The sequence below is a fragment of the Caulobacter sp. P4_E5 genome (assembly GCF_056401555.1).
The window spans coordinates 1-25,466 of record NZ_JBFUJD010000049.1 but is presented as its reverse complement, the minus strand read 5'-3'; the positions used below and the strand labels follow the sequence as shown (position 1 = coordinate 25,466).

Sequence of the window (25,466 nt, the reverse complement as noted above, 5' to 3'; positions counted from 1 at the left end):
CCTCAGTAGGTCAGGCCGAAATGGATCGGATAGAGGGGGTCTTTGGAATCGTGCGGCGCGTCCTCGGCCTGGGCCTCGACGGCGGCCATCGACGAAGGCAGCTCGAACGGCAGCTTGCCGCGCGGCGGGGCGGCGCCGGTCAGGGCGTCGAGGAAGGCGTCGTCGCCGGCCCCGAAGTCGCCGATCAGGGCCGAGGCCTTGTCGCGGACATTGGTCAGGATCGCGGGACGGTCGAGATAGACCGCGACGATGGTCGGGACCTTGGCCGACGCGGCCTTGATCGCCTCGTAGTCGGCGGCGCCGTCCTGGAACGACAGGTCGCCCTCGTGCTGCATACTGCCGAACATGAAGTTGGGATGCAGGGTCTGGAACGGCGCGGCGGTGCGCACGATCGCCAGCTCGGCCTGGGCCAGGTCCTCGACCGGGACCAGGCCATGGGCGCGGGCGGCGTCGAGCGAAACGCCCTTCAGCCAGACCTTGCGGCCGGCCGCCTTCAGGGGCAGCAGGCCGTTCTTGTTCTCGAGCAGCGTCAGGGCCGCGCTCTGGGCAGCGCGTCCCTCGGCGGCGAAGGCCTTGGAGCCGACCACCGCCTCGGCGACCTTGGGATCGACATAGGGGTTCTCGAACAGGCCCTGCTGGAACTTGATCGCCAGAATGCGGCGCGCGGCGTCGTCGATCCGGGCGGGCGCGATCTTGCCGGCCTTGACCGCCGCCACCAGCTCGGCCGTGTCCTCGACACCGCCGAACTGGTCGAGGCCCGCATTGACGCCCTTGGCGTAGCGGTCGACCTTGGCCAGGCTCTCGACGCCCCAGGCGGTGGAGAGGCCGGCGAAGCTGGGCTTCACCCCCGCCGGAAAGCCATTCAGGCAGGTGTCGCCGCAGTCGTTGGTGATGGCCCAGTCCGACAGGACTATGCCCTTGAAGCCGTGCTTGCCGCGCAGCAGGTCGGTCAGCAGCTGCTTCGAAAAGCCGGCCCCGACCTGCTCCATGCCCAGGTCCTTGAGCACCGCATAGGTGGGCATGACGCCGACCACGCCGGCGGCGAAGGCTTCGTCGAACGGCTTGACGTGCAGGTCGAACTGGCCGGCCGGGAACACGGCGTAGCGGCCATAGCTGTTGTGGCCGTCGAAACCCTTGGCCGAGGCGCCGTAGCCGACCCAGTGCTTGACCACGGCCGAGACGCCGCCGGGGGCCAGGTTGGTCTCGCCGCCCTGGAAGCCCTGGACATAGGCCTTGACCATCTTGCCGACCAGGTCGGGGTCTTCGCCGAAGGTGCCGCTGATCCGCGACCAGCGCGGCTCGGTGGCGAGGTCGGCCATCGGCGACAGGGCCTGATGGATGCCGACCGCGCGGTATTCCTGGCGGGCGATGTCGCCAAAGCGCCGGACCAGGGCCGGGTCGCCGATCGCGGCCAGGCCCGTGGCCTCGGGCCATTGCGAGAAGCCGCCGCTGGCGACGCTGGCCCCGGCGACGAACTGGAAGTGGTGGCGCGGATCGGTGCTGACGGTGGCCGGCACGCCCAGACGGCCCTGCTCGGCGATCGCCTGCACGGCGTTGTTCTGCTCGGCCAGCCAGGCCGGATCGCCCGACAGCCGGGTGATGAAGGTGGCGACGTGGCGGTCCAGGATCAGGGGCTTCAGCTTGGCGAGGTCGTAGCCCTGGCCGCGGCCGGGGACCATGCCGCCGACGGCCGGCAGGGTGCCGTGCATCATCTCGCCGGCCTTCTCCTCCAGCGTCATGCGCGCGACGAGGTCGGCGGCGCGCTGGTCGGGCGAGAGGCGCCAGTCCTCGAACGGCGACAGCTTGCCGTCGCGGTCCAGGTCGCGGAACCGCAAGGCCTCGACGGTGACGACCTTGCCGTCACGGACGCCCAGGACCGGCTGGCTGGCCGCCAGCGCCGAGGATCCGGCGACGACCGCCACGGCCGTCGAGAGCAGAAGACGTTGAAGACCGCGCACGCCGAACTCCTGAACGCTGAACAAAGAAGCGCCCTCGGCGGCGCAGGGACCGCCGAGGGCGAAGGGTCACCGGGTAGTTAGAAGTTCACTCCCAGCCGCAGGCCGAAGGTGCGCGGCGGCGCGTAGAACTCGCCGTTGCCGTTGGTGGACAGGCCCGTGGTCGAGTTCGGCGACGAGGCGGTGCGGACGTCGTCGTTCTCGATGTTGCGGACATAGCCCTGCAGCGACCACCGGTCGTCGGCGCTGGAATAGGTCAGGCTGACGTCGCTCTTGGTGAAGCCGTCCTGCTTGTTCTGGGCGAAGCCGTGGTACTCGAGGTTCTTGGCGCTCTCGTAGTGGGTCTGGACGCGGCCGACGAGCCTGGCGCCGGATTCCATGGCCCAGGTGTGCTGGTAGCCGACGTTCAGGCTCCATTCCGGGGTCCTGGCCATCCGACAGCCCGAGAAGTCGGTCGAGCGCGGCGCGGCCAAGGTGAAGTTGGCCTTGAAGCAGGCCGGGACCGCCGCGTTGGCGTTGTTGTTGGCGAACGCGTCGCCCCGCGGCAGCACGAAGTCGGTATATTCGGCGTGCAGCCAGCCCAGGGTGGCGTCCAGGCGGTCGTTCTCGGTGACAACCAGGCTGGTCTCGAACTCGACGCCGTACACGCGGGCCTTGTCGGCGTTCAGCGTGACCGTGGCGTTCTGGCCGGCGATGACACCGACCGCCGAGACCTGGAAGTCCTTGTAGTCATAGAGGAAGGCCGTGGCGTTCAGCTGCAGGCGGTTGTCGAGGAAGCGGTTCTTCACCCCCGCCTCGTACGAGGTGATCTTCTCGGGCTCATAGGTGTTGGCCCCGACGCCGTCGAAATAGCCGCCGGCCTTATAGCCCGTGGCCATGTTGGCGTAGAGCATCGAGCTGTCGGTCAGGTCGAAGTCGGCGCCGACCTTCCAGTTGGTGGCGTTCCACTTGGCGTCGGCCAGGTTCTTGACCACGACCGAGGTGATCGCCCCGGCCGAATTGGTCAGGAAGGTGCCGCCGTCGCGGGCCTTGCGATCCTCGGTGTAGCGCAGGCCGCCGGTCACCCGGAAGCGGTCGGTGACCGCATAGGTGCCCTGGCCGAAGGCCGCGATCGACTTGGCCGAGACCTCGGGCTGGATGAACGACAGGTACGAATTGGTCGCCAGGAAGACCCGGAAGTCGACGTTGTTGTCCTCGGTGAACCGATAGAGGCCCACCACCCACTTCAGGTTTCCGGTGTCGCCGCCCAGGCGCAGCTCGTGCGACCAGGTGTAGTCCTTGCCCTTGAAGAAGTTGGGGGCGCCGGTGCTGGCGTTCTCGCCGTTACGGTCGAGGCGCGAGAAGTTGTAGCCGGTCAGATAGGTCAGGGTGCCGAAGCCGAGGTCCAGGTCGGCCTGGGCGTGGGCGCCGAAGAACTTGTTGTTGCGATAGAGGTTGGTGGCGCAGTTGCAGGTCCACGGATCGCTGGTGGCCACGGCGGTGCCGTAGGTCTTGTCGCCGCCGCCGGCCCCGCCCTGGTGCAGATAGTCGGCGCCCAGGTGCAGCGTGAAGTCGTCGCTGGGCTTCCACAGCAGCTGGATCCGGGCCGACTTGTCGTCCTGGTCGTAGCGGTCGTTGCCGCCGGTGCCGGGACCCTTGTTCAGCGCCTTCACATAGCCGTCGTGGCGCGACTGCTGGAACGCCGCGCGGACGGCGATCGTGTCGCTGACCGGCACGTTGACCATGCCCGAGGTGGTGATGGCGCCGTAGTTGCCGACGTCCAGCGAACCATTGCCCTCGTAGGCGAACTTGGGCTGCTTGGTGATCACGTTGATCGCGCCCGCCGTGGCGTTCCGCCCGTACAGCGTGCCCTGCGGGCCGCGCAGCACCTCGACCCGGTCGACGTCGTAGAACAGCGCCCCGACCGAGGTGGACCGCGCGATGTAGATGCCGTCGATGTGGTAGGCCACCGCCGGGTCGCCGACCTCGGTGGTGTTGGTGCTGCCGATGCCCCGAAGGAAGACCACGGCCGCGCCGGAGCCGCTGGAGCTGATCTGCAGCGCCGGCACCTGGGCCGACAGGTCGACGACCGTCTTGATGCCCTGGGATTCCAGCTTGTCGCCGGTGACGGCCGAGACCGTCAGCGGGGTCTTCTGCAAATTCTCGCTACGGCGCTGGGCGGTGACGACGACTTCGTCCAGCTTCACGACATTGGCGTCCTGGGCCATGGCCACGGGCGCGTGGAAGCTCACGACCGCGAGCGCGGCCGACGCGAACAACAGACTACGCATGTCTTTCCCCTTGTCCTGCTTGGACCCCAGACACGACGGCGCGAGCCGAACCGTGACGACGTCCAGTCGGCGTCCGGGTGGACGCCTTGGTTGCGATTCCTCCGGGCCCCTTGTTTCGAGGCCTTCCTTGACACCGTCGCCTATCGCTCGATGGCGACTTACGACAACGTTGTCGTAGCCAGACAACACGCTACGACAACGTTGTCTATGACGATTTTATTGACACCGCTGTCGGATGAAACCGATTACAGAGGCAAGATGTGCGCGTGAGCGACGCGTGTGGGAAACAATTGTTCCCGCGCTCTCGAGGTGTCGAAAATCCATTCCGATGGAAGCGCTTCCGGGCGGTCCGGATCCGCTCGACGCTCAGCTCGCCGGCGACGCGGCGGAGTCGCGGACCACCAGGTGGTAGTCCAGCTGGCGGACGGTTACCCGCCCCCGGAACCGCTCGTCGCCGAAGCCCTCGATCAGCATCTCGACGGCCGCCTCGGCCATTTCGGCGGTCGGCTGATGGACGGTGGTCAGGCGCGGCCAGGCCGACTCGGCGGCCGGCGAGTCGTCGAAGCCGACCACGGAGAGGTCGCGCGGGACCGAGAGGCCGTGCTTGGCCGCCGCCGACAGCACCCCGACCGCCATCTCGTCATTGGCCGCGAAGATCGCGGTGGGCCGTTCAGGCAGGCGCAGCAGCGCCTCGGCCGCGTCGAAGCCCGACAGGCTCAGGAACTTGCCCTTGACGATCCACTCCGGGCGCGGCTCGGCGCCGCGCTCGCGCAGGGCCGCGACATAGCCCTCCCGGCGGCGCGCGGCCGAGACGTGCTCGTCGGGACCGTCGATGAAGGCGATCCGGCGATGGCCCATGTCCCACAGCCGCAGGGTCTGCTCCCAGGCCGCCCGGCGGTCGTCCATGAACACGTAGGGCGAGCGCTCAAACTCCCGATGCGGAGCGATGCGGACGTAGGGCAGGCCCGCCGCCTCGATCGCGGCCAGCATCTCGAGGTCGTCGCAGGTGGGCGGGGTCAGCACCACCCCGTCGAAGCGGGCGTCGCGCAGCACGTCGGCGAAGGCCTGGGCCCCGCCGACCGCATCCGACGGCTGCGCCTGCTCGACCACCAGGTGATAGCCCGCCCGCCGGCAGGCGCGCATCGCCCCGACCTGCACCTCGCCGACATAGTGGTAGGCGCCGACGCGCATGAAGATCACGCCGATCAGGTAGCTGCGCCGGCTGGACAGCGACCGGGCCGAAACGTTGGGGCGATAGCCGAGCTTCTCGACCAGTTCCTGGACCCGCGCCCGGGTCAGCGCCCCGACGCCCTCCTCGCGATTGATCACCCGCGAAACGGTCTTGATCGACACCCCGGCCTGGCGGGCGATGTCGACGATCGTGACCGGGTCGCCGCGTTCATCCTGCTGCATGCAGCGACACCTAACGGAAAGACGATCCGCGCGCGAGACCGGTCGAACCCCGCGTCCCTTCGAAAAATCGCGACCTTCCAGAAAAATGCGGACGCGTGTCGGAAGCCGCCTGCCTCGCGCGTCCTCGGGACAACAAGAGCCGGAGGGAGATGAATGTCCCCCTTCCCCATGTCACCCTCGCGCATGCCATCCTGAGCGACGCCATGCCCTCGACCGGAGCCCCGCCATGAGCCCCACCATCACCGCCTTCAAAGCCTCGCCCGATCGCGGCCAGGGTCTGGCCCGCGACATGCAGGTCCGCTGGGCGCTGGAGGAAGTCGGCCAGCCGTACGACGTGCGCCTGGTCACGTTCCCCGAAATGAAGGCGCCGGCGCACTTGGCGATCCATCCGTTCGGCCAGATCCCCACCTATGAGCAGGGCGATCTGGCGCTGTTCGAATCCGGCGCCATCGTGTTCCACATCGCCCAGCAAGGCCCGGGCCTGCTGCCGGACGACGCCAACGCCCGGGCGCGGGCGCTCACGTGGATGTTCGCCGCCCAGGCCACGATGCAGCTGCCGATCGTCGAGCGCGGCATGGCCTCGGTCTTCGAGCGCGACAAGCCCTGGTACGAGGCGCGCCTACCGATGCTGGACCAGGCCGTCCACACGCGGCTGAGCCAGCTCGCCAACTATCTGGGCGACGCCGAATGGCTCGACGGCGACTTCAGCGCCGGCGACCTGATGATGGTGACGGTGCTGCGCAGACTGACGCCTGCTCTCGGTCTGCTGGAGCAGTATCCGAGCCTGGTGGCCTATGTCGCCCGCGCCGAGGCGCGGCCCGCCTACCGGCGCGCCTTCGACGCCCAGTTGGCGGTCTTCAACGCCGCGTCGGCGGGCTAGAAGCGAGGACCTCGAGGCCTCCTTACTGGCGGCATGTCACCGGATCGGTGGCGACATGCCGCCCAACTCGCCTGGACAAGGCCGAGCCGGGAGGAGCGCCGTACTGGTCGCGACGCCCATTCCCTATTCGCGCCCCACCGCGCGAGCCCTTCGCAAGCCGTTGCTCACACAGCCTACGACAAGGCTTAGTTGCCGCGCGCCGGGCGGCGGAGCAATGTCGGGCCTGTCGCAAGATATGATGACGCCGATCGGCCCGAGGTCTGCGATGCCTTGCGCGGCAAGGGTTTGGTCCGAGCGAGGAAAGCGGAATGAGCATCGAGGCCGCGTCGCCGACGCCGCTCAAGGTGGCCCTGGTCGAGGACGACGCCGCGTTCCAGGAGGCGTTCCGGACCGCCCTGGCCGGCGCGCCCGACCTGGCGATGGTCGGTCTGGCGGCGACGGTGGCCGAGGCGCGCACGCTGCTGGCCGGGCCGTCCGTCGACGTGCTGGTCGTGGACCTGGGCCTGCCCGACGGCTCGGGCGTCGACGTCATCGGCGAGGCCCACGTGCGCTGGCCCGGCTGCGCGATCATGGTCGCGACCACCTTCGCCGACGAGCGCCATGTGATCGCCTCGATCGAGGCCGGGGCCAGCGGCTACCTGCTCAAGGACAGCCCCCTGCCGACCATCGCCGAGGACATCCGCGTCCTGCACGGCGGCGGCAGTCCGATCAGTCCCCGCATCGCCCGCCAGGTGCTGATGCGCTTCCGGCCCGACGAGCGGCCAGTGGTCGAGGGCGAGGGCGAGGACGCGGGGGAAGCCGAAACGGCCGGCAAGAGCGCCATCCCCAGCCTCTCCGAGCGCGAAAAGGAGACGCTGCAGCTGATCACCCGCGGCTTCTCGTTCGAGGAGATCGCCGAGCTGATGGGCGTGTCGCGCAACACGGTCCTGACCTTCGTGCGGCGCATCTACGCCAAGCTGGAGGTGCGTTCGAAGACCGAGGCCGTGTTCGAAGCGCGCGCCTATGGCCTCCTCTAGGGGAGGGGCTCCCGGGCGCTCCGTCACAGCCCGACCCTGGTTCCCGTGGGCGGCCTGGGCTGTCGCGGCGATCGTCGTCCTTGGCCTGGGGTTAGCCGTCCAGTGGCGCGCGAGCGGCGAGCGGCTCACCGCCGCGCAGCTGACCTTCATCGACACCGTGGGCTACCAGTCGCCGCCGGCCGTCAGCCCGCGCGGCGTGGAGGAGAGCGGCAGGGCCGTGACGCTTCCGTACGCGCCGCAGCCGGAATGGGAGCCCAGCGTCGACGCCGCGCCCCAGCGCATCGCCACTCGGGTCACCTGGTACGCCCTGGCGGTCCCGCCGCTGCCCGACGACGGCCGCCAGCTCTATGTCTACATCCCCCGCTGGAAGTCGGACGGCTCGCTGGCGATCTACGCCGATGGCCGACTGGTCCACCAGTCGCACGCCAACCTGCAATGGAACGGCTCCAACCAGCCGATCTGGTTCGCCCTGCCGCGCACCGACGTCACGCATCCGCCCCGGACGCTGGACATCCGGTTGCAGCACGTTCGCGGCATCGGCGGTGCGTTCTCGTCGGTCTGGATCGGCAACTACCGGCAGCTGGCCCCGCGCTACTACACCCGGGAGATCTTCCAGGTCGGGTTGCCGGCCTTTTCGGTGATCGGCTTCCTGGCGACCGGGGTCTTCGCGCTGTTCGTCTGGTTCAGCCGGCGGGACGAGCCGATCTACGGACTGTTCTTCCTGATGTCGGCGGCCTGTTTCCTGCGGATGCTGCACACCTTCGTCGGCGTCCATCCGCTGATCGTCTCCGACGCCTGGTTCGGCTGGATCACCGTCAATTCGCTGTTCTGGATGGGCGTGACGCTGCATCTGTTCATGGTCCAGCTGCATCGCACGCCCCAGCCGGTCCTGACATGGGTGCTGCTGGCCAACACCCTGGTGTGGACGATCGCCACCTTGCCGGGCCTGCTGGATCCCACCCTGATCGCGGCGCCGATCTACATCAACGTCCTCGTCCTGGGCATCATCGTGGCGCTGAACGGCCTACGCCATTCGCTCAAGGCGCGGTCGCGTTTCGCTCTGTGGCTAGCGGTCTGGTCTCTCGTCACCGTGGTGATCGGCGTCTACGATCTGGCTCTGCAGCAGAACCTGGTCAACATCGAGAGCGTGTTCCTGACCAACTTCACCGGCGTCGGGCTCACGCTGCTCTGCTGGTACATCATGTTCCGCCGCTATGTGGAGGCGCTGGAGGCGGTGACCCAGGCCAAGGCCGACCTCGCGCGGCGCCTGGCCCAACGCGAGGCCGAACTGACGGCCAGCCACGCCCGCCTGCGCGAGGTGGAAGGCCGCGAGCTGCTGAACCAGGAACGCCAGCGCCTGATGCAGGACATGCACGACGGCCTGGGCTCGACCCTGGTCGGCGCCCTGCGGGCCTTCGAGGGCGACCGCGCCGCCGACCTGGACGCCGTCGGCATCCTGCGCGGCTGCATCGACGACCTGAAGCTGACCATCGACTCGATGGAGCCGGTCGAGACCGACCTGCTACTGCTGCTGGCTACCCTGCGCTTCCGCCTGCAGCCCCGGCTGGAGGCCGCCGGCGTCAAGCTGATCTGGGACGCCGGCGAGGCGCCGCCGCTGGCCTGGCTGGACCAGCGCCACGCCCTGCACATCCTGCGGATCCTGCAGGAGGCGATCGCCAACATCCTCAAGCACGCCGGGGCCCGCGAGGTCACGGTCGTGGTGCGCCATGAGGGCGACCGGGTGTTGGTGCGGGTGCGCGACGACGGCCGGGGCTTCGACCCGACCTTGCCATCGCGCGGGCGCGGCCTGGCCAACCAGCGCCGCCGCGCCGAGGCGATCGGCGCGATCCTGACCTGGGAGCCGTCCAGCCGCGGCAGCAGCCTGGCTTTGGCCCTGCCGGTCGAAAAGTCGGCGAGGCCTGGCCCCTAAGCGTCCCCCCCCTTAAGCATCCAGGGCCGCTCCCGTCCTGATTGACCCCGCCGCCGCCGCGCCCTACTCAACCCCGGTCATGCCCACCCGCCTAGGACAGTTCCGAGCCCTGCTCGCCGCGATCGCGGCGATGCTGGCCGTGTGCGTCCAGGTGCTGGCCCCCAGCGCGGCCATGGCCCACGACCTGCGTGAGAGCGGCTCGACCATCGTCATCTGCTCGGCCGACGGCGCCAAGGCGGTGCTGGTCGGCGAGGACGGCGCGCTCCGCACCGCGCCGGCCAAGGGCTTCATGGGGCTGAAATGCTCCAACTGCGTCGGCCCGACCCTGGCCGTCACCTTGGACGCGCCGGCCGCGGCCATCGCGCCGGTCCAGTACGTCGAATTCGTCGAGACGCCGGTCGAACGCGTGCTCGGCGTGCGCGGCCATGCCCGCGCTCCGCCGCGGCCGCCCAGCCAGGGCCCGCCCCTTTTCCTGAACGCCTGACCCTTTGCCGCCGCGCCGCGTCGATGACGCCGCGCGCCCCGTCACGTTCCAGGATCTTCCGCTTCCATGTCGCTTACCCTCCGCCGCGCCCTGCTGGGCGCCGCCGCGCTGGCGTCGCTCGCCGCGCCCGCTCTCGCCGCCCCCACGCTCTCCGACGAGCAGACCCGCCTCGACTCCGTCCTGGTCACCGCCCGGCCCGATCCCGAGGATCCGCCGGTGGTGGCCCGGGCCCGCACCCGCCTCTCGCGTACGCCCGGCGGCGTCGCCGTCGTCTCGGCCGAGGCCTATCAGAACCGCTACGCCCTGGGCTTGAACGACACCGTCCGCGACGTGCCCGGCGTCTACGCCCAGAAGAAGTTCGGCGAGGACACGCGCCTGTCGATCCGGGGCTCGGGCATCGGCAATTCCAGCCACAACCGCGGAACCCTGCTGGCCCAGGACGGCGCGCCGCTGAACGAGGCCGACGGCTTTGGCGACTTCCAGCTGATCGACCCGCTGCTGGCCCGCTTCACCGAGGTCTACAAGGGCGGCAACGCCCTGCGCTTCGGTGGGGCCCTGCTGGGCGGGGCGATCAACTTCGTGACGCCGACGGGCCGGACGGCCGGGGCCGACACCCTGCTGCGCCTCGACGGCGGGTCGTTCGGCACGGCCCGGCTGCACGGCGAGCTGGCCCGGGTCGCCGGCGACAATGACCTGTTCGTCGGCGCCACGGTCGCGCGCACCGACGGCTGGCGGGCCCAGAGCCGCGCCTCGTCGGCCCGCCTGTCGCTGAACGCCGGCCGCCAGTTCGGGCCGGACCGCGAGCTGCGGCTCTACCTGTCGGGCGCCGACATCCAGCAGCAGATCGCCGGCGCGGTCAGTCTGGACCAGGCGCTGCGCGCCCCGAAGGCGGCCGCCGCGGCCAATGTCGCCAACGCCTACGGCCGCAACATGCGCAACGCCCGCGCCAGCCTGCAGACCACCTGGCGGCTGTCGCAAAGCACGGTGTTCGAGGGCGGCGTCTACGGCGCCTGGCGCGACCTGGACCACCCGATCTTCCAGGTCGTCGACCAGGAGAGCCGCAACTTCGGGGCCTTCGGGCGGCTGGACTGGGCCGGCGAGATCGGCGGCCGCGCGGCTGATCTGTTCACCGGCTTCTCGTGGCGGACCGGCGACCTCGACGCCCGCCAGTGGCTGAACCTGAAGAGCTCTCGCGGCCCGCTGCAGGCCCTGTCGCGCCAGAACGCCCAGGCGTTGGACCTATTCGCCGAGGGCCGTCTCTTCGTCACCCCGCGCCTGGCCCTGGTCGCCGGCGGGACCTACGGGACGGCCGATCGCGACTACCAGAGCTATAGACTGCCTGGCGTGGCCAGCAGCTTCGACCTGAGCGCCCACCGCGACTTCGACTGGCTGGCTCCGCGCGTCGGGGTGCTGTGGCAGGCCGGCGAGGACGCCCAGGTCTTCGCCAACCTGACCAAGTCGGTCGAGCCGCCGAACTTTTCGGCCTTCTCGCCCAGCGCCGCGGCCGGCTTCCAGCCGATCGTTCCGCAGACGGCCTGGACCGGCGAGGTCGGGGCCCGCGGCCGCAAGGGCTCGCTGGCCTGGGACGTGGCCGTCTACCGCGCCGAGCTGAAGCATGAGCTGCTGAACTTCGTCGTCGACCCCACCCACCCGGCCGCGACCTTCAACGCCGACCGCACGATCCATCAGGGGATCGAGGCCGGACTGGACTGGAAGCCGACCCCGCGCCTGCGCCTGCGCCAGACCTGGACGTGGTCGGACTTCCGCTTCGACGGCGACGCCCAGTACGGGAACGCGACCCTGCCGGTCGTCCCGGAAACCCTGTATCGCGCCGAGCTGAAATACGAGCACCCGGCGGGATGGTTCGTCGCGCCGAACCTGGAGTGGACGCCCAAGGGCCCCTATGTCGACTATCGCGACAAGGCGCGCGCCCCGGCCTACGCCGTGGCCGGCCTGGGGGCGGGCTGGACGCATGACCGCGTGACCGTCTTCGTCGACGCGCGCAATCTGTTCGACAAGCGCTATGTCGCGACCGTCAATCCGCTGGCCCTGGCGGCCACGGCGACCAAGGCGGCGATCGAGGCCAACGCCGCGTGGTGGCCCGGCGAAGGCCGCGCGGTCTTCGCCGGCGCCACCGGCAAGTTTTGAGGAGAGACCATGAAACCCCTTTTCGCCATTGTGCTGTCCGCCGCCGCGCTCGCCGCGCCCCTGGCTCACGCCGAGGACTACAAGCTCGGCGCCCTGACCGTTCGCCAGCCCTGGAGCCGTCCGGCCCAGGCGGGCATGAACGGGGTCGGCTTCCTGACCCTCGCCAACGCCGGCAAGACCCCGGTGACCCTGAAGGGCGCCCAGACCCCGGCCGCCGGCAAGATCGAGATCCACCAATCGGCCATGGCGGACGGGGTGATGACCATGCGCCGCCAGGACGCCGGGGTGGTGATCCCGCCCGGCGGCGAGGTCGCCTTCGCGCCCGGCGGCTACCACTTCATGCTGCTGGGCTTGAAGCGGGCGCAAGGGCCGGGGCAAAAAGTTCCGGTAACGCTGCTCTTCGACAAAGGCCGCAAACTGAAGATCGATCTGACCGTCCAGCTGGCCCCGCCGCCCGCCGCGCGGGCCATGCCGGAGCACGCGCACTAAGGCCGGGCTCCAAAAAATGGGTCACATGAACTTTTTTTAAGGGAGCAAATTTTTCACGCCGTTGCAGATTGCCGCCAGCTCACACCAACGGACGCGATTTCCATGAAAAGAGTTTGGTTCGGCGCAGCGGCTCTCGCCGCCCTGTCGATGTCTGCCTTCGGGGCGCAAGCCTTCGGGACCGGGGCCCACGAACAACATCCCTGCATCGACGACGCCTGCGTCATGCAATCGCTGCTGCCGGCCCTCGCCGAGGGCGCGGCCRCCGGCGACGTGACGTCGCTGGAGTCGCCGCGCTACGGGACCTGGGGCTTTGACCTCTCGGGCATGGACACCTCGGTGAAGCCGGGCGACGACTTCTACAAGTTCGCCAGCGGCGCCTGGGACGCCAAGACCGCCATCCCGTCGGACCGCGTCCGCTACGGCAATTTCGACAAGCTGTCCGAGCTGTCGGAAGCCCGCACCAAGGCGATCATCGAAGGCGCCGCCGCCGACAAGGCCGCGATCGGCGAAAAGGCCAAGATCGGCGCCGCCTACCGCGCCTTCATGGACGAGGCCGCGATCGAGAAGCTGGACGCCAAGCCGATCCAGCCGTGGCTGAACGGCGTCAGGAAGGTCAAGACCAAGGACGAGTTCACCGCCCTGATGGGCAAGAGCTCGGTCACGCCCTACACCACCCTGATCGGCCTGGGCATCTCGACCGACGCCAAGAACCCCAAGGCCTACGCGGTCTACGCCTCGACCGGCGGCCTCAGCCTGCCCGACCGCGACTACTATCTGGACGCCAAGTTCGCCGACAAGAAGACGGCCTACCTGGCCTATGTCGAGAAGATGCTGACCCTGGGCGGCTGGGAGAAGCCGGCCGAGAACGCCAAGGCCATCGTCGATTTCGAGACCAAGCTGGCCGAGGCCACCTGGACCCGCGTCGAGCGCCGTAACCGCGACAAGACCTACAACCCGGCCACCCTGGCCGAGCTGCAGGCCATGACCCCGGGCTACGACTGGAACAAGTACCTGGTCGGCACGGAACTGCCGAAGCTCGACCGCGTCGTCGTCACGACCAACACCTCGTTCCCGAAGTTCGCCAAGATCTACGCCGACACCCCGCTGGAGACCCTGAAGGCCTGGCAGGCGTTCAAGGTGATCGACGGCGGCGCGACGATGCTGTCCAAGCGCTTCGTCGACGCCAACTTCGAGTTCCGCAACAAGACCCTGTCGGGCCAGCCCGARCAGCGTCCGCGCTGGAAGCGGGCCGTGGCCTCGGTCAACGGCACGCTGGGCGAAGCGGTCGGCAAGGAATATGTCGCCACCTACTTCCCGCCGGAGTCCAAGGCCAAGATGGTCGCCCTGGTCGGCGACATCCGCACGGTGCTGAAGACCCGCATCGACAACCTCGACTGGATGGGCGCCGACACCAAGGTCAAGGCCCAGGACAAGCTGGCCAAGTTCACCGTCAAGATCGGCTATCCCGACAAGTGGCGTGACTACAGCAAGCTGGAGATCAAGGAAGGCGACGCCTACGGCAACGCCATGCGCGCCGGCGCCTGGGACTACCGCTACGACGTCGAACGCCTGAACCAGCCGGTCGACAAGACCGAGTGGGGCATGACCCCGCAGACGGTCAACGCCTACTACAACTCGGTCAACAACGAGATCGTGTTCCCGGCCGCCATCCTGCAGGCGCCGTTCTTCCACCCCGACGCGGATCCGGCGGTCAACTACGGCGGCATCGGCGGCGTGATCGGCCACGAGATCGGCCACGGTTTCGACGACCAGGGCCGCAAGTCCGACGGCGACGGCGTGCTGCGCGACTGGTGGACGGCGGAAGACGCCGCCAAGTTCCAGGCTCAGGCCGACCGGCTGGGCGCCCAGTACTCGGCGTTCGAGCCGTTCCCGGGCATGCACGTCAACGGCGGCCTGACCATGGGCGAGAACATTGGCGACATGGGCGGCCTGGCCTTTGCGCTGGACGCCTACCACGTCTCGCTGAAGGGCAAGCCCTCGCCCGTCCTGGACGGCTTCACCGGCGACCAGCGCGTCTATCTCGGCTGGGCCCAGGTCTGGCGCCAGAAGACCCGCGACGACGCCCTGAAGCAGCAGATCGCCAGCGATCCGCACTCGCCGGCCTACTACCGCGTCAACGGCACCATCCGGAACCAGCCGGGCTGGTACGCCGCCTTCGACATCAAGCCGGGCGACAAGCTGTACGTCGCGCCGGAAGACCGCGTGAAGATCTGGTAGCGCGCGCTATCGGATCGAAGACAGGAGGGCCGCCGGGCGACCGGCGGCCCTTTTTGCTGGGCGTCGTGTCTCGCCGCTACGAGGGTTGAGGGACGAGCCCGATCTGCTGGAGGATCGACAGCATGTCGGGAAGGCCTCGCTCCTCGACGATCTTTCCGTCCGAGAGTTTGTAGAATGCCATGCTTGTGGCCTGGAAGGCCTTGCCGGTCGGCGGCGCGCCCATGAAGGAGCCGTCGTTCGTGCCGCTCATGCTGAAGCGGGCGGCGATCTTGTCACCCTCGGCGACCGCTTCTTCCAGCCCCCACCGCACATCCGAAAAAGCGCTGCGGAGCATCGCCAAGAGTTCCAGATAGCCCTCGGGGCCCGACAACGGGGCCGGCGCGTGGAAGATGGCGTCTGTCGAAACAAGCTCCGACGCCACTTTCGGGTCGCCCGAATTTATGAAGTCGGTGAAGCGGCGGATGAATTCGTGGGCGGCGTCTGACGACATTTCGAACCTCTGCATGGGCGGCTCGCTCACCGGCGGCGGCGCTCATGCGTGGTAATCGAAAACCAACGACCGAATAATGGTAGCATCGGTCCGACAGTAGAAACGCAGAGTTTCCAATGGATCGACTAGCGGCGATGAAGGTGTTCATCCGGGCGGTAGAGCTTGGATCGTTCAGCGCCGCGGCCCAGGCGTTGCGGATCTCGCCGCAGCTGGTCGGCAAACAGGTCGGCCAACTGGAAGCCCACCTCGGGGTGCAACTTCTTCACCGGACGACTCGTCGTCAGAGCCTGACGGATTTCGGACGCGTCTTTTATGACAGGGCCAAAGTCATTCTGGCTGACGTCGAGGCGGCGGAAGGCTTAGCGGCCGAAGCTCTGGCGACGCCAACGGGTAGGCTTCGGGTCAACGCGCCGGTCAGTTTCGGCATGCATTCGCTGGCGCCGCGGTTACCTGAATTCCTCCGGGACCACCCCCAAGTGACCGTCGATCTGACGCTCAGCAACCGCGCCATAGATCTGGTCGATGAGGGCTATGACGCAACCTTCCGTGTCGGCGAGTTGGCAGACAGCCGTCTCGTCGGGCGCGCTCTGGCGCCCTATCGGCTCGTACTCTGCGCGGCGCCCGCCTACCTTGCCGAAGCGCCGCCGCTGCTTGCGCCTCGGGACCTTCAGCAACACGAATGCCTTGGCTTCGCTCATACGGAACTCCGGACCCATTGGACTTTTGACGGCCCGGAAGGGCGCACCGTCGTGCCGGTAACGAGTCGTCTGATGGTCGATCATGGGGAACCGCTGCTGCACGCGGCGCTCGCGGGCCTCGGCATCTTGCTGCAACCGGTCGAACTCCTACAGCCGGCATTGGAAGACGGCAGGCTGGTCGAGGTCTTGCCCAGCTACACCGCGCCCACTCGGCCATTGCACATCCTGTACGCCCCCGACCGCCGCATGACTCCCAAGCTACGTAGCTTCATCGACTTCGCCGTTCTGGCGTTTGGCTGATCGCTCGGCGGCTCACTCTTCAGAGTTCCTCCCGCTAGTCGGACAGCAGCGCGCTATGCGCCGTCCAAAACCTCTCCGCCGCTCCGACGAGATTCTGTCGGCAGATCTCGGCGATCTCCCACAGGTCGGCGCCGCGGGGGCCAGGGCCGATCCGAAGCACGTCGGCGGCGCTGCCTTCGAAGGCGTCGCGGGCCGCGGTGAGATCGAGGGCGCGGATATAGAGCGTCGCGCCCGGCCAGCGTTCGATCGGCATTTCCAGGAACTTGTTCACAGTCGTGTCGCGATGCTTGCGCTGAGCGTAGATCGCGGCCGGCAGCCCGTCCTCGTCTCGCCGTTGGATGGCCGCTTCCATCGTCGAGAGGCCGTCGAGCATCGCCCTGAAGGCGTCGCCGATCGCCCTGACGAGGTCGTCGCGTTCCCTTTGCTTCTCGCGGCGCAGCGCGTCGATCTGCCGGTTGGTCATGACGATTGTCGCGACGATCGCCCCCACGGTGCCGACCGCCTGGGCCCAGGCCGCGACGTCGCTGCTCTTCATGCCCCAGGTGATCGCGAGGCTGGCGGCGCAGGCGACGCCGACAAGCACGACGACGAACGTCAGGAAGATCTCGCGGTTGCGCGTCATGCGGCCCAGCTTCGCACAACCTGCGGAGGCGTCCAGTGACCAACCGACCAACGCCGCCGCCTTGCCTTTCCCTCGCCCATGCCAGAGTCTGCGGCTTCGGTCGCCGCGCGGCGCGCCGGCGGTCCTACCGAGGTTCTTCTGACTTGGCTCCCGGCGGCTTTCGTTTCGAACGGTTCACCCTCGATCTCGCCGATCGCCAGCTCATGCGCGACGGGACGCCCGTCGCCCTGAACGCCCGCTATTTCGACGCCCTGGCGCTGCTGGTGCGCGAGCATGGCAAGCTGGTGTCCAAGGACCGGTTCCTGGACGAGGTCTGGGGCGGTGTTCCGGTCACCGACGAAGCCCTGACCCAGTGCGTCCGTACGCTGCGCAAGGCGCTGGACGACGACGCTGGAGCCCCGCGCTTCATCCAGACGGTCCCCAAGCACGGCTATCGGTTCATCGCGCCGATGGCCGGGGGCGACGCCGCGCCCGGCCCCGCGCCGCTCTCACCGCCCCTCTCCACACCAGGAAGCTGGCGGAGCGTCCTGACCTTAGGCGCGGCCGGGACGCTGGGCGCCTGCGTGGCTGGCGCTTTGGGCGGGCTGTTCTACGGCTTCGTCGGCGCGGTCCAGCCCGGGGCCAGCGCCGTCTCGGCCCTACTGGTGCTGCTGTGCCTGACCGTCGCCATCGCCCTGGTCGGCGGCGCCGGGGTCGCGTTCGGGATCGCCGCCGCCGAGGCCCTGCCCGGCCGTCCCTGGTGGCGCGGCCCGCTGGGCGGCGCGGTCGGCGGGCTGATGGTCGGCGCGGTCGTCAAGCTGCTGGGCCTGGACGCCTTCACCCTGCTGTTCGGCCGCGCGCCGGGCGAGATCACCGGCGGGCTCGAGGGCGCGGCCCTGGGCGGCGCGGTCGGGCTGGGGGCCTGGCTGGCCGGCCGGGCGACCAGCGGCCTGCCGCGCCGGATCGCCTTGGCCGGCCTGGCCGGCGGCGGCGGCGGCCTGGTCATCACGCTGCTGGGCGGACGCCTGCTGGGCGGCAGCCTCGACCTGCTGGCCCGCAGCTTTCCCGACTCGCGCCTGCGCCTGGGCGGCCTGTTCGGTGAGCACGGCTTCGGCCCACTCACCCAGGCCCTGACCGGCGCGGTCGAGGGCGCCCTGTTCGCCAGCGGCCTGGTCGGGGCCATGCTGCTGGCGCGGCGATGGACCGAGAACCGCCGCGTCTAGCGCTACGGCCGCAGGAAGCGGCGCAGGCGCTCCAGCGTTTCGGCCGGATGCTCCTCCGGGAAGAAATGCCCGCCGCACACCCCCTCGCCCGTCACGTGCGAGGCCCAGCGCCGCCAGATCTCCAGCGGTCCGCCCTCGTCCGCGTACCAGGAGCCGAGGCCGCCCGAGGCGCTCCACAGCGCCAAGAGCGGGCAGGCGATCCGGCGACCCTGGGCCAGATCGGCGTCATCATGCTCGCGGTCGATCGTCGCCGCCGCGCGATACTCCTGGCAGATTGCGTGGACCCGGTCCGGATCACGCAGCGCCTCGACATAGGCGGCCCGCAGGTCGTCGGGAAACACGCTGGCGGGCGTGCCCCAGCCGGAAAGCGCGGCCTCGACCACGGCCTCCGGACAGCCGCCGATCAGGCGCTCGGGCAGCGGCGCGGGCTGGGCCAGCAGCGAGAACGGCCAGAAGGCCAGCGCCATCCGCGCGTCGGCCCGCGCCCAGACCGCCGCCGTGGGGATGACGTCTAGCACGGCCAGGCGGCTTATGCGATCCGGATGGTCCAGCGCCATGCGGTAGGCGACGCGCCCGCCGCGATCGTGTCCGACCACGGCGAAGCGCGGGAACCCCAGCCGGTCCATGGCCTCGATCAACGGCAAGGCCATCGCCCGCTTGGACTGCGGGGCGTCCGGATCGTCGAGGGCGGGCGAGCTCCGGCCGTATCCGGGCAGGTCGGCGCAGACGACCGTGAAGTCGCGCGCCAGGCCCGGCGCGATCTGCCGCCACATCAGATGGGTCTCGGGAAAGCCGTGCAGCAGCAGCACAGCGGGGCCTTGGCCGCCGCGCCGCGCGAAGACTCGCCGCCCCGGGGCAACCGCGACCTCGACGACCTCAAATCCGGCGATCATGGCTTCGCCGCCTTTCGTTGCGTCCTGTCACGGTCGTAACGACGAAGGCGGGGGCGGGTATCCAGCCGGCGCGCGCAAGGGGCGCTCTCAGCCGCGCAACCAATTTTGACGGAAGAGTCAAAAAGCTGAGCCGCAGCCCAGATACACCAAACCCGCCGCGGGGGATAATCGCGACGGGCTGGCTATTTTCTCGATCATTCGATCTAGGCGGGCGTTTCCTCCCCGAAACGCCGAAGAACGGGAGCTCTCTGTTGGGCTCGTTTCGCTCTTGCAGCGTCTAGAAACGTCAAATTCATGACGGTGTCAACGCATCAAACCCTTTTTCGCAACGGGTTCGCCAGATTTTTGACGCGAAAGGCGTAGTTTGGACGCGGAAGTCGAAGTTACCCCCGGATTCCGCGTCGATATTTGACAAGAATGTCAAAACTTACTTTTCGAGGGCGTCCACAAAACGTCCCAGCACCGCCGAGCGCGACTCGAACACATAGTCCGGACGCGAGACGGTGACCGGCTCAACTCCGGCGGCGGCCAGGGCCGCGGCGGCGTCGAACAGGTCGCCAGTCGCCAGCAGGGCGCCGTTGGCCCGGCGCGAGCCGCCCTTGGCCACGAACGCCGCCACGGCCGCTTGGCCTGCCGCGTCCTGCTCGGCCGGCCAGACCAGGGTCGCCAGCTTGCCCGCCCGCCCCTTGGCCTCGACTACCGACAGCAGCCGCTTGAGGCTGTCCAGCTGCTCGGGCGACCAGTCGGCGATCAGCGAGGCGGTGAGCTGGGCCTGGCTCTTCAGGATCACACCGTCGGACAGGATCTTCAGGCCGTTGGCCGCCAGGGTCGCGCCGGTGGTGGTGATGTCGACGACCAGCTCCGCCGCGCCGGCGGCCGGGGCCCCCTCGGTGGCCCCGCTGCTCTCGACAATGCGGTAGTCGGCGACGCCGTGGCGGGCGAAGAAGGCCCGGGTCTGGGTGACGTACTTGGTCGCCACCCGCAGGCGCCGGCCGGTCTTGGCGAGATGGGCGTGCCCGACCTCGTCGATATCGGCCATGGTGTCGACGTCCAGCCAGCTCTTGGGCGCGGTCACCACCAAGTCGGCGCGGCCAAAGCCCAGGGCCCGCAGCAGCATGACCCGGCTGTCCATGTCGTCGCCGCGCTCGCGCAGCAAATCTTCGCCGGTGACCCCCAGGTGCAGGTCGCCGCTGTCGAGGCCGGCGGCGATGTCGCCCGCCGACAGCAGTCGCACCGAGACGCCAGGCAGGCCGGCCAGCTCGGCCGAATAGCCGCGCGCGCCGCCGGTCATGTCCAGCTTGAAGCCGCAGTCGGCCAGCCAGGCCTCGACCTGGTCCTTCAGGCGGCCCTTCGAAGGGATCGCGAAGATCATCGGTGTCGCGGTCATTCGCCGCCTCCCGCATAGGCGCGCGCCGGACGGACCATGCAGCCCACCGCGCCGGTGTTGGTGGAGACGCCCAGCCTCGCGGGCAGGCCGTCATAGCGCCCGCCAGCGGCCAGCGGCCGCTCAGCGCCAAGCGCCAAGGAGCGGACCTCGAACAGGAAGCCGTCGTAATAGCCGAAGGCCCGGCCGAAGGCGGCGGCCAGGGTCGCCTTGTCCAGCGGCACGCCGCGCGCGGCCATGCCCGACAGGCGCGAGCGCCAGCCGGCGATGGCGGCCTTCAACGCCGCATCCTTGGGGCCCGCGAGGGCGGCGATGCTGTCCAGCGCCGCGTCCGGACGGTCCGAAACGGCGAGGAAGGCGCGGACCTTGGCGGCTTGCTCCGCATCCAGACGACCGGCCTGGGCGGTCTCGGCCTTTTCGACCAGGCGGTGGGCGATCTCGGCCGGGCGGCGACCGCCGACGGGCTCGATGCCAGCCAGGGACCACAGCTCCTGCAGCACGGCCGAGGCCTCGGCTTCGGGCAGGCCGGCGAGAAGCGACGCGATGCGGCTCTGCTCGGCGGTCGGGGTCGAGACATCGCCGTCCAGCTCGGCCTTCAGCTGGCGCGGCTTGGCGAAGGCGCGCTTGAGGCGAGCGGCCAGAGGCGCGGCCAGGTCGAGGCTGTCGATGAAGGCGGCGAACAGCGACACGTCGCCGAGCACCAGCGACAGGTCCGCCCGCCCGCCGGCGGCCGACGAGGCCCAGGCCAGGGCGGCGATCTCGGCGTCGGCGGCCACCGGGTCGCCGGCCTCGAAGGCCTCGACGCCCAGCTGCAGGAACTCCTCGGCCCGGTCCGAGCCGCGCGGGGCGACGCGGAACGCCTTGCCCTCGTAGCGGTAGCGGCCGGCCGTAGCCTGCGAAGCGAAGTGTTCGCGCGCCACGGCGACGGTGAAGTCGGGGCGCAGGCAGGCCTCCTCGCCGCCGTCGCCGGAGACGACGAACAGCCGCGAGCGCATGGCCTCGCCGGCCAGGTCGAGCAGCAGGCCCAGGGGCTGCAGCACCGGCGCGTCGGTCGGCGCGGCGCCGGCGCTAAGCAGCGGCGCGCGGATGGCGTCGAGCGCCTCCGCCGGAATGGAACGCTCGAGCCTCATGACCTAGCCCTCGATGATCTTGCGGCCAACAATCTGGCTAATTGCGCCGACGAGCTGATCGCGGGCAACGGTCTGCTGGCCCGGACGCTCGGCCTTCCAGGCGGCGTTGTCGGCCAGGCCCTGGGCGGCCATGCGGCCGGCGTCGAGGTCCTTGATGGTCACCGTGCCGGCGGCGATCTCGTCGCCGCCCAGCATGACCACGGCCGGCGCCCCCCGGCGATCGGCGTACTTCATCTGCGGCTTCATGCCCGAGGTCCCCAGATAGACCTCGGCGGCGATGCCCGCCGCCCGCAGCTGTCCGACCACGGAGAAGTATTCAGGCATGTGCGCCTGGTCGAAGGTGATCACCACCACCGGCCCGCGCGCCGCGCCGCCGGGCTCGCGTCCCGCCGCCCGCAGCGCCGCCGCCAGGCGGGTGACGCCGAACGAGAAGCCGGTCGCCGGGGTCGTCGCGCCGGTGAACCGCGCCACCAGGTCGTCATAGCGCCCGCCGCCGCCGATCGAGCCGAACGAGACCTTGTTCCCCTTCTCGTCCGTGGTCGACAGCAGCAGCTCGGCCTCGAACACCGCGCCGGTGTAATATTCCAGCCCCCGGACGATCGACGGGTCGATGAAGGCCTGGTCGTCGGCGATCCCCAGGCTGGTCAGGGCCGCGTCGATCCGCGACAGCTCCAGCAGGCCCTCGTCGCCCTCGGCCGAGCCGCCGATGACCTTGGCGATGTTGTCCAGCGTCGCCGAACGCCCGCCGGCGCTTCCCCCAAGAGTCCCGGCCGCCACGAAGTCCAGCACCTGGTCGACCGCCTTGCCCTTCAGGCCCGCGCCCTTGGTGAAGTCGCCGCTCTCGTCCAGGCGGCCTTCGCCCAGCAGCAGCCGCACGCCCTCGACGCCCAGGCGGTCCAGCTTGTCGACCGCGCGCAGCACGGCCAGCTTCTGGCCGGCGCTGTCCGCGCCCGCCGCCGTCAGCAGGCCGTTGAGCAGCTTGCGATTGTTGATCTTCAGCACCGCCGCGCCGCGCGGCAGGCCCGCCGCCTCCAGCCCCTCGACCGCCATGGCGATGATCTCGGCGTCGGCCTCCGGACGGGCCGAGCCCACCGTGTCGGCGTCGCACTGGATGAACTGGCGGAAGCGCCCCGGCCCCGGCTTCTCGTTGCGCCACACCGGCCCGAACGCGTAGCGGCGGAACGGCTTGGGCAGGGTCTCCCAGTTCTGCGCCGCGAACCGCGCCAGCGGCGCGGTCAGGTCGTAGCGCAGCGCCATCCACTGCTCGTCGTCGTCCTGCAGCGCGAACACGCCCTCGTTGGGCCGGTCGCTGTCGGGCAGGAACTTGCCCAGGGCGTCGGCATATTCGAACGCCCCGGTGTCCAGGGCCTCGAAGCCGTAGCGCTCATAGACCGCCGACACCGCCTCCAGGATCGCCCGCTCGGCCCGCAGGTCGCGGGCGCGCTTGTCGGCGAAGCCACGCGGCGCGCGGGCCTCGGGGCGAAAGGTCTCTTCGGCGGGCGTGGTGGAGTCGGTGGTCATTCGTCGGTCCTGAGATCTTCAAGGCTTCGACGGATGGCGCTTGCGCGTAAGCCCCATCCGCTAGGCGGGGGCTCTGGCTGGGGGCTTGCTTTAGAGCGAGCCGACCCGGCCGATCCCGCGAGGCGAGGTCGGATGGTGGTGGTGGCCGTGATGGTGCGGCGCGCGGGTCATCGGGCGGGGGTGTAGCGGATGAGGGGTAAGAGGGGAAGGGGGACGGCACGGAGAGATAATCTTTCGCTTTCCGCAAAGCCTGCACCGACCACAAGCCGGCTTTATCAACGCAACATCACACGACCGGTTTTGACGCCCTGGCGGCTTACTGGAGCGTCAGATCGTCCATATCTTTCTCTCGTGCATAGCGACTAAAGGGCGGCAAGTGAGCAAACTTGGCCAATCGCAACTCGCTATCGCTTTATTTGGAATTCTCGGGCATCGCTTAGCTATGCGGGTCAATCCGGAGATCCTCACCTGGGCGCGAAACACTTCGGGGCTAAGCCTTGAGGCCGCTGCAACTCGCCTGGGATTTAAAGACACGCGCAACGGCACAGCTGTTGGACGTCTTGAAGCGCTTGAAGCGGGTACCGACGAACCCAGTCGCCCTGTGCTGATTAAGATGGCCGGCCTCTATCGTCGGCCGCTACTCACATTCTATCTGCCAGCACCACCGGCGCGCGCAGAGCGTGGCGAAGATTTCCGTACCCTGCCAGACGACCTACGCGTCGACAGCGCCGCTAATATTGACGCGCTGCTACGTGATGTACGCGCGCGTCAGAGCGAAGTGCGCAGCCTACTTGAGGAAGAAGAGGTCCAGCCGCTGGTCGCCGTTTCTGCGAGCCGTCGCGAGCATGGACCACAACTCGTGGCTCAACACGTTGCGCGTTGGCTCAAATTCGATCTGGCCACATTCCGCCAAGAGCGTACGGTCGAAAATGCATTTACTTATCTTCGCAAAGCTGCGGAGCGCGCCGGTGTATTTGTTCTGCTCATCGGTAATCTTGGCTCACACCACAGCGCGATAGATCCCGAAGCCTTTCGAGGTTTCGCTCTCGCCGATCCAATTGCCCCATTTGTTGTTATCAACGACCAAGACGCAAAAGTGGCTTGGTCGTTCACTTTGCTCCATGAACTAGCCCACGTCGCAATCGGAGCAAGCGGCATTAGCGGCGGGGCGCTAGAGGCAGCAGTTGAAGTCTTTTGCAACGAGGTCGCTGGCGAAATTCTCCTGCCGCGCGCCGAATTGGAGAACTTCGCGGTGGCGATCGACGACGCTCGTGCTCGAGCCGAGATCACCGCCTTCGCTCAAGAACGCAACGTCAGCCGCGCAATGGTTGCCTATCGGTTACGCCTGGTTGGGCGGTTATCAGAAGGTCGCTGGCGTACGATTAGTCAAATTTTCCGCGACGAGTATTTGCGCGAACGCGAGGAGCGTCGCGCACGCGAGCGGGCAGCGGATACGGGCCCCAACTACTATGTCGTGCGTCGCCATCGCATTGGCACAGCACTTATCCAGCTAGTGCGCCGCAGCTTAGATGAAGGTGCCTTGACGCCAACCAGGGCGGGCAAAATCCTCGGCGTAAAGGCCCGAAATGTTGAACCTTTAGTCGCGGGGGGCGCGACCTAGGGTGCTATATTTGATCGACGCCAACGTCTTAATAACGGCCCACAACACTTACTATCCAGTGGATCGCGTGCCGGAGTTTTGGGATTGGCTGCTGCACCAAGCTGCAGTTGGTGTCGTGAAGATGCCGATCGAGGTATTCGAGGAGGTGATGGAGGGGACGGGTGATGCCGAGAAAGATCGCCTTCTCGCTTGGCTAAAGGGCGACGGCGTCAAGGATGCACTTCTTTTACCAGATCCCGCTGATATCGATCTTGTCCGGGCAGTGCTCGCCACCGCCTATGCGGCCGATTTAGACGATGTGGAGATGGAAGCGGTTGGCCGCGACCCGTTCTTGATTGCCCATTGCTTGGCCGCACCTCACGATCGCACCGTAGTCTCCAATGAGGTCTCTAGAACCTCCCAGCGCCGAAGTAAGCGTAAAATCCCCGACGCCTGCCAAGACATAGGGGTTCCCTGCTGCAATACGTTCGCAATGTTACGAGCCCTCGACTGGCGAACCGGGTGGCGTGGATAGTCCCGCGCGGCACCAACCTCGCGAAGATTGGGCGGCGGCAAGCGCGACGGAGCGGTGAGCGCCCCCTCTGGGCCACCTCACCGCGCGGGGAGGATTTGTTCGCCACGGGTGGGGAGCCCATTCTGCTCCCCCCGGGCGTTCGCCACCCGACCTCCCGGGTCGGTGCGATCCTTAGATCTCTTGGAGGCTGCAGCGTGCAGGGCTGATCAGGTCAGTCAAGGACCGCCTCCGGCGGCCGCGCGCGGCGACGCGGAGCGTCGTCCTTGAG

The 25,466-nt window shown here is 68.7% G+C and carries 20 protein-coding genes; 11 read left to right on the top strand and 9 right to left on the bottom strand.

The annotated features are described in order from the left end of the window. Positions 1-2 precede the first annotated feature (2 nt). The 3 genes from AC1DSO_RS15515 to AC1DSO_RS15505 all read right to left on the bottom strand — a co-directional run bounded on the left by AC1DSO_RS15515 (position 3) and on the right by AC1DSO_RS15505 (position 5,638). Entirely contained in the window at positions 3-1,958 is a 1,956-nt protein-coding gene (locus AC1DSO_RS15515) for a glycoside hydrolase family 3 protein (protein ID WP_477069671.1), read from the bottom strand. A gap of 77 nt (positions 1,959-2,035) precedes the next feature. Next, positions 2,036-4,225 (bottom strand): TonB-dependent receptor, encoded by a 2,190-nt coding sequence (locus AC1DSO_RS15510; RefSeq protein WP_477069670.1) that lies wholly within the window; start codon positions 4,223-4,225, stop codon positions 2,036-2,038. A 366-nt stretch (positions 4,226-4,591) separates the two neighbouring features. Next, positions 4,592-5,638, bottom strand: a complete 1,047-nt coding sequence (locus AC1DSO_RS15505; RefSeq protein WP_477069669.1) for a LacI family DNA-binding transcriptional regulator — start codon at positions 5,636-5,638, stop codon at positions 4,592-4,594. Positions 5,639-5,864: 226 nt separating this feature from the next. Between AC1DSO_RS15505 and AC1DSO_RS15500 the strand changes: the two genes are divergently transcribed. From AC1DSO_RS15500 to AC1DSO_RS15470, 7 genes are all read left to right on the top strand, one after another. Next, the gene (locus AC1DSO_RS15500; protein ID WP_477069668.1) at positions 5,865-6,518 is read left to right on the top strand and encodes a glutathione S-transferase family protein; all 654 of its coding nucleotides are present in this window, start codon (positions 5,865-5,867) and stop codon (positions 6,516-6,518) included. A 308-nt stretch (positions 6,519-6,826) separates the two neighbouring features. Next, a complete protein-coding gene (locus AC1DSO_RS15495; protein ID WP_477069667.1) occupies positions 6,827-7,534 on the top strand; it encodes a response regulator in 708 nt (235 codons plus the stop codon). Next, positions 7,521-9,464: a sensor histidine kinase gene (locus tag AC1DSO_RS15490; protein WP_477069666.1), complete on the top strand. Its 1,944-nt coding sequence runs from the start codon at positions 7,521-7,523 to the stop codon at positions 9,462-9,464. Before AC1DSO_RS15495 ends, AC1DSO_RS15490 begins: the two co-directional genes overlap by 14 nt. 79 nt (positions 9,465-9,543) lie before the next feature. Beyond that, entirely contained in the window at positions 9,544-9,948 is a 405-nt protein-coding gene (locus AC1DSO_RS15485; protein ID WP_477069665.1) for a DUF2946 family protein, read from the top strand. A gap of 66 nt (positions 9,949-10,014) precedes the next feature. After that, positions 10,015-12,096 carry a TonB-dependent receptor family protein gene (locus AC1DSO_RS15480; protein WP_477069664.1) on the top strand — a complete coding sequence of 694 codons (2,082 nt, stop codon included), beginning with the start codon at positions 10,015-10,017 and terminating at the stop codon, positions 12,094-12,096. A 9-nt stretch (positions 12,097-12,105) separates the two neighbouring features. Beyond that, positions 12,106-12,585, top strand: a complete 480-nt coding sequence (locus tag AC1DSO_RS15475; RefSeq protein ID WP_477069663.1) for a copper chaperone PCu(A)C — start codon at positions 12,106-12,108, stop codon at positions 12,583-12,585. Positions 12,586-12,687: 102 nt separating this feature from the next. Further along, the gene (locus tag AC1DSO_RS15470; protein ID WP_477069662.1) at positions 12,688-14,823 is read left to right on the top strand and encodes a M13 family metallopeptidase; all 2,136 of its coding nucleotides are present in this window, start codon (positions 12,688-12,690) and stop codon (positions 14,821-14,823) included. Positions 14,824-14,899: 76 nt separating this feature from the next. Here AC1DSO_RS15470 and AC1DSO_RS15465 read toward each other — a convergent pair whose 3' ends face one another. After that, positions 14,900-15,343: an ester cyclase gene (locus tag AC1DSO_RS15465; protein WP_477069661.1), complete on the bottom strand. Its 444-nt coding sequence runs from the start codon at positions 15,341-15,343 to the stop codon at positions 14,900-14,902. Positions 15,344-15,447: 104 nt separating this feature from the next. Between AC1DSO_RS15465 and AC1DSO_RS15460 the strand changes: the two genes are divergently transcribed. Then, positions 15,448-16,311 (top strand): LysR family transcriptional regulator, encoded by an 864-nt coding sequence (locus AC1DSO_RS15460; RefSeq protein WP_477069660.1) that lies wholly within the window; start codon positions 15,448-15,450, stop codon positions 16,309-16,311. Positions 16,312-16,345: 34 nt separating this feature from the next. Here AC1DSO_RS15460 and AC1DSO_RS15455 read toward each other — a convergent pair whose 3' ends face one another. After that, a complete protein-coding gene (locus AC1DSO_RS15455) occupies positions 16,346-16,933 on the bottom strand; it encodes a hypothetical protein (RefSeq protein ID WP_477069659.1) in 588 nt (195 codons plus the stop codon). Between the two features lie 203 nt (positions 16,934-17,136). Here AC1DSO_RS15455 and AC1DSO_RS15450 point away from each other — a divergent pair, with 203 nt between their 5' ends. Continuing rightward, positions 17,137-18,135 (top strand): winged helix-turn-helix domain-containing protein, encoded by a 999-nt coding sequence (locus AC1DSO_RS15450; protein WP_477069658.1) that lies wholly within the window; start codon positions 17,137-17,139, stop codon positions 18,133-18,135. A 2-nt stretch (positions 18,136-18,137) separates the two neighbouring features. Here AC1DSO_RS15450 and AC1DSO_RS15445 read toward each other — a convergent pair whose 3' ends face one another. The 4 genes from AC1DSO_RS15445 to hisS form a co-directional block, all read right to left on the bottom strand. After that, positions 18,138-19,028 (bottom strand): alpha/beta fold hydrolase, encoded by an 891-nt coding sequence (locus tag AC1DSO_RS15445; RefSeq protein WP_477069657.1) that lies wholly within the window; start codon positions 19,026-19,028, stop codon positions 18,138-18,140. Positions 19,029-19,455: 427 nt separating this feature from the next. Next, on the bottom strand, positions 19,456-20,415 hold the full coding sequence (hisG, locus tag AC1DSO_RS15440) for an ATP phosphoribosyltransferase (RefSeq protein WP_477069656.1): 960 nt from the start codon (positions 20,413-20,415) through the stop codon (positions 19,456-19,458). Further along, complete coding sequence (locus AC1DSO_RS15435; RefSeq protein WP_477069655.1) at positions 20,412-21,542, bottom strand: ATP phosphoribosyltransferase regulatory subunit; 1,131 nt, start codon at positions 21,540-21,542, stop codon at positions 20,412-20,414. Before AC1DSO_RS15435 ends, hisG begins: the two co-directional genes overlap by 4 nt. A gap of 3 nt (positions 21,543-21,545) precedes the next feature. After that, positions 21,546-23,063 (bottom strand): histidine--tRNA ligase, encoded by a 1,518-nt coding sequence (gene hisS, locus AC1DSO_RS15430; RefSeq protein WP_477069654.1) that lies wholly within the window; start codon positions 23,061-23,063, stop codon positions 21,546-21,548. Positions 23,064-23,439: 376 nt separating this feature from the next. Here hisS and AC1DSO_RS15425 point away from each other — a divergent pair, with 376 nt between their 5' ends. Then, positions 23,440-24,684, top strand: coding sequence for an ImmA/IrrE family metallo-endopeptidase (locus AC1DSO_RS15425; protein ID WP_477069653.1), 1,245 nt, complete (start codon positions 23,440-23,442; stop codon positions 24,682-24,684). 10 nt (positions 24,685-24,694) lie between these two features. Continuing rightward, positions 24,695-25,198 (top strand): DUF4411 family protein, encoded by a 504-nt coding sequence (locus tag AC1DSO_RS15420; protein ID WP_477069652.1) that lies wholly within the window; start codon positions 24,695-24,697, stop codon positions 25,196-25,198. Positions 25,199-25,466: the final 268 nt, after the last annotated feature.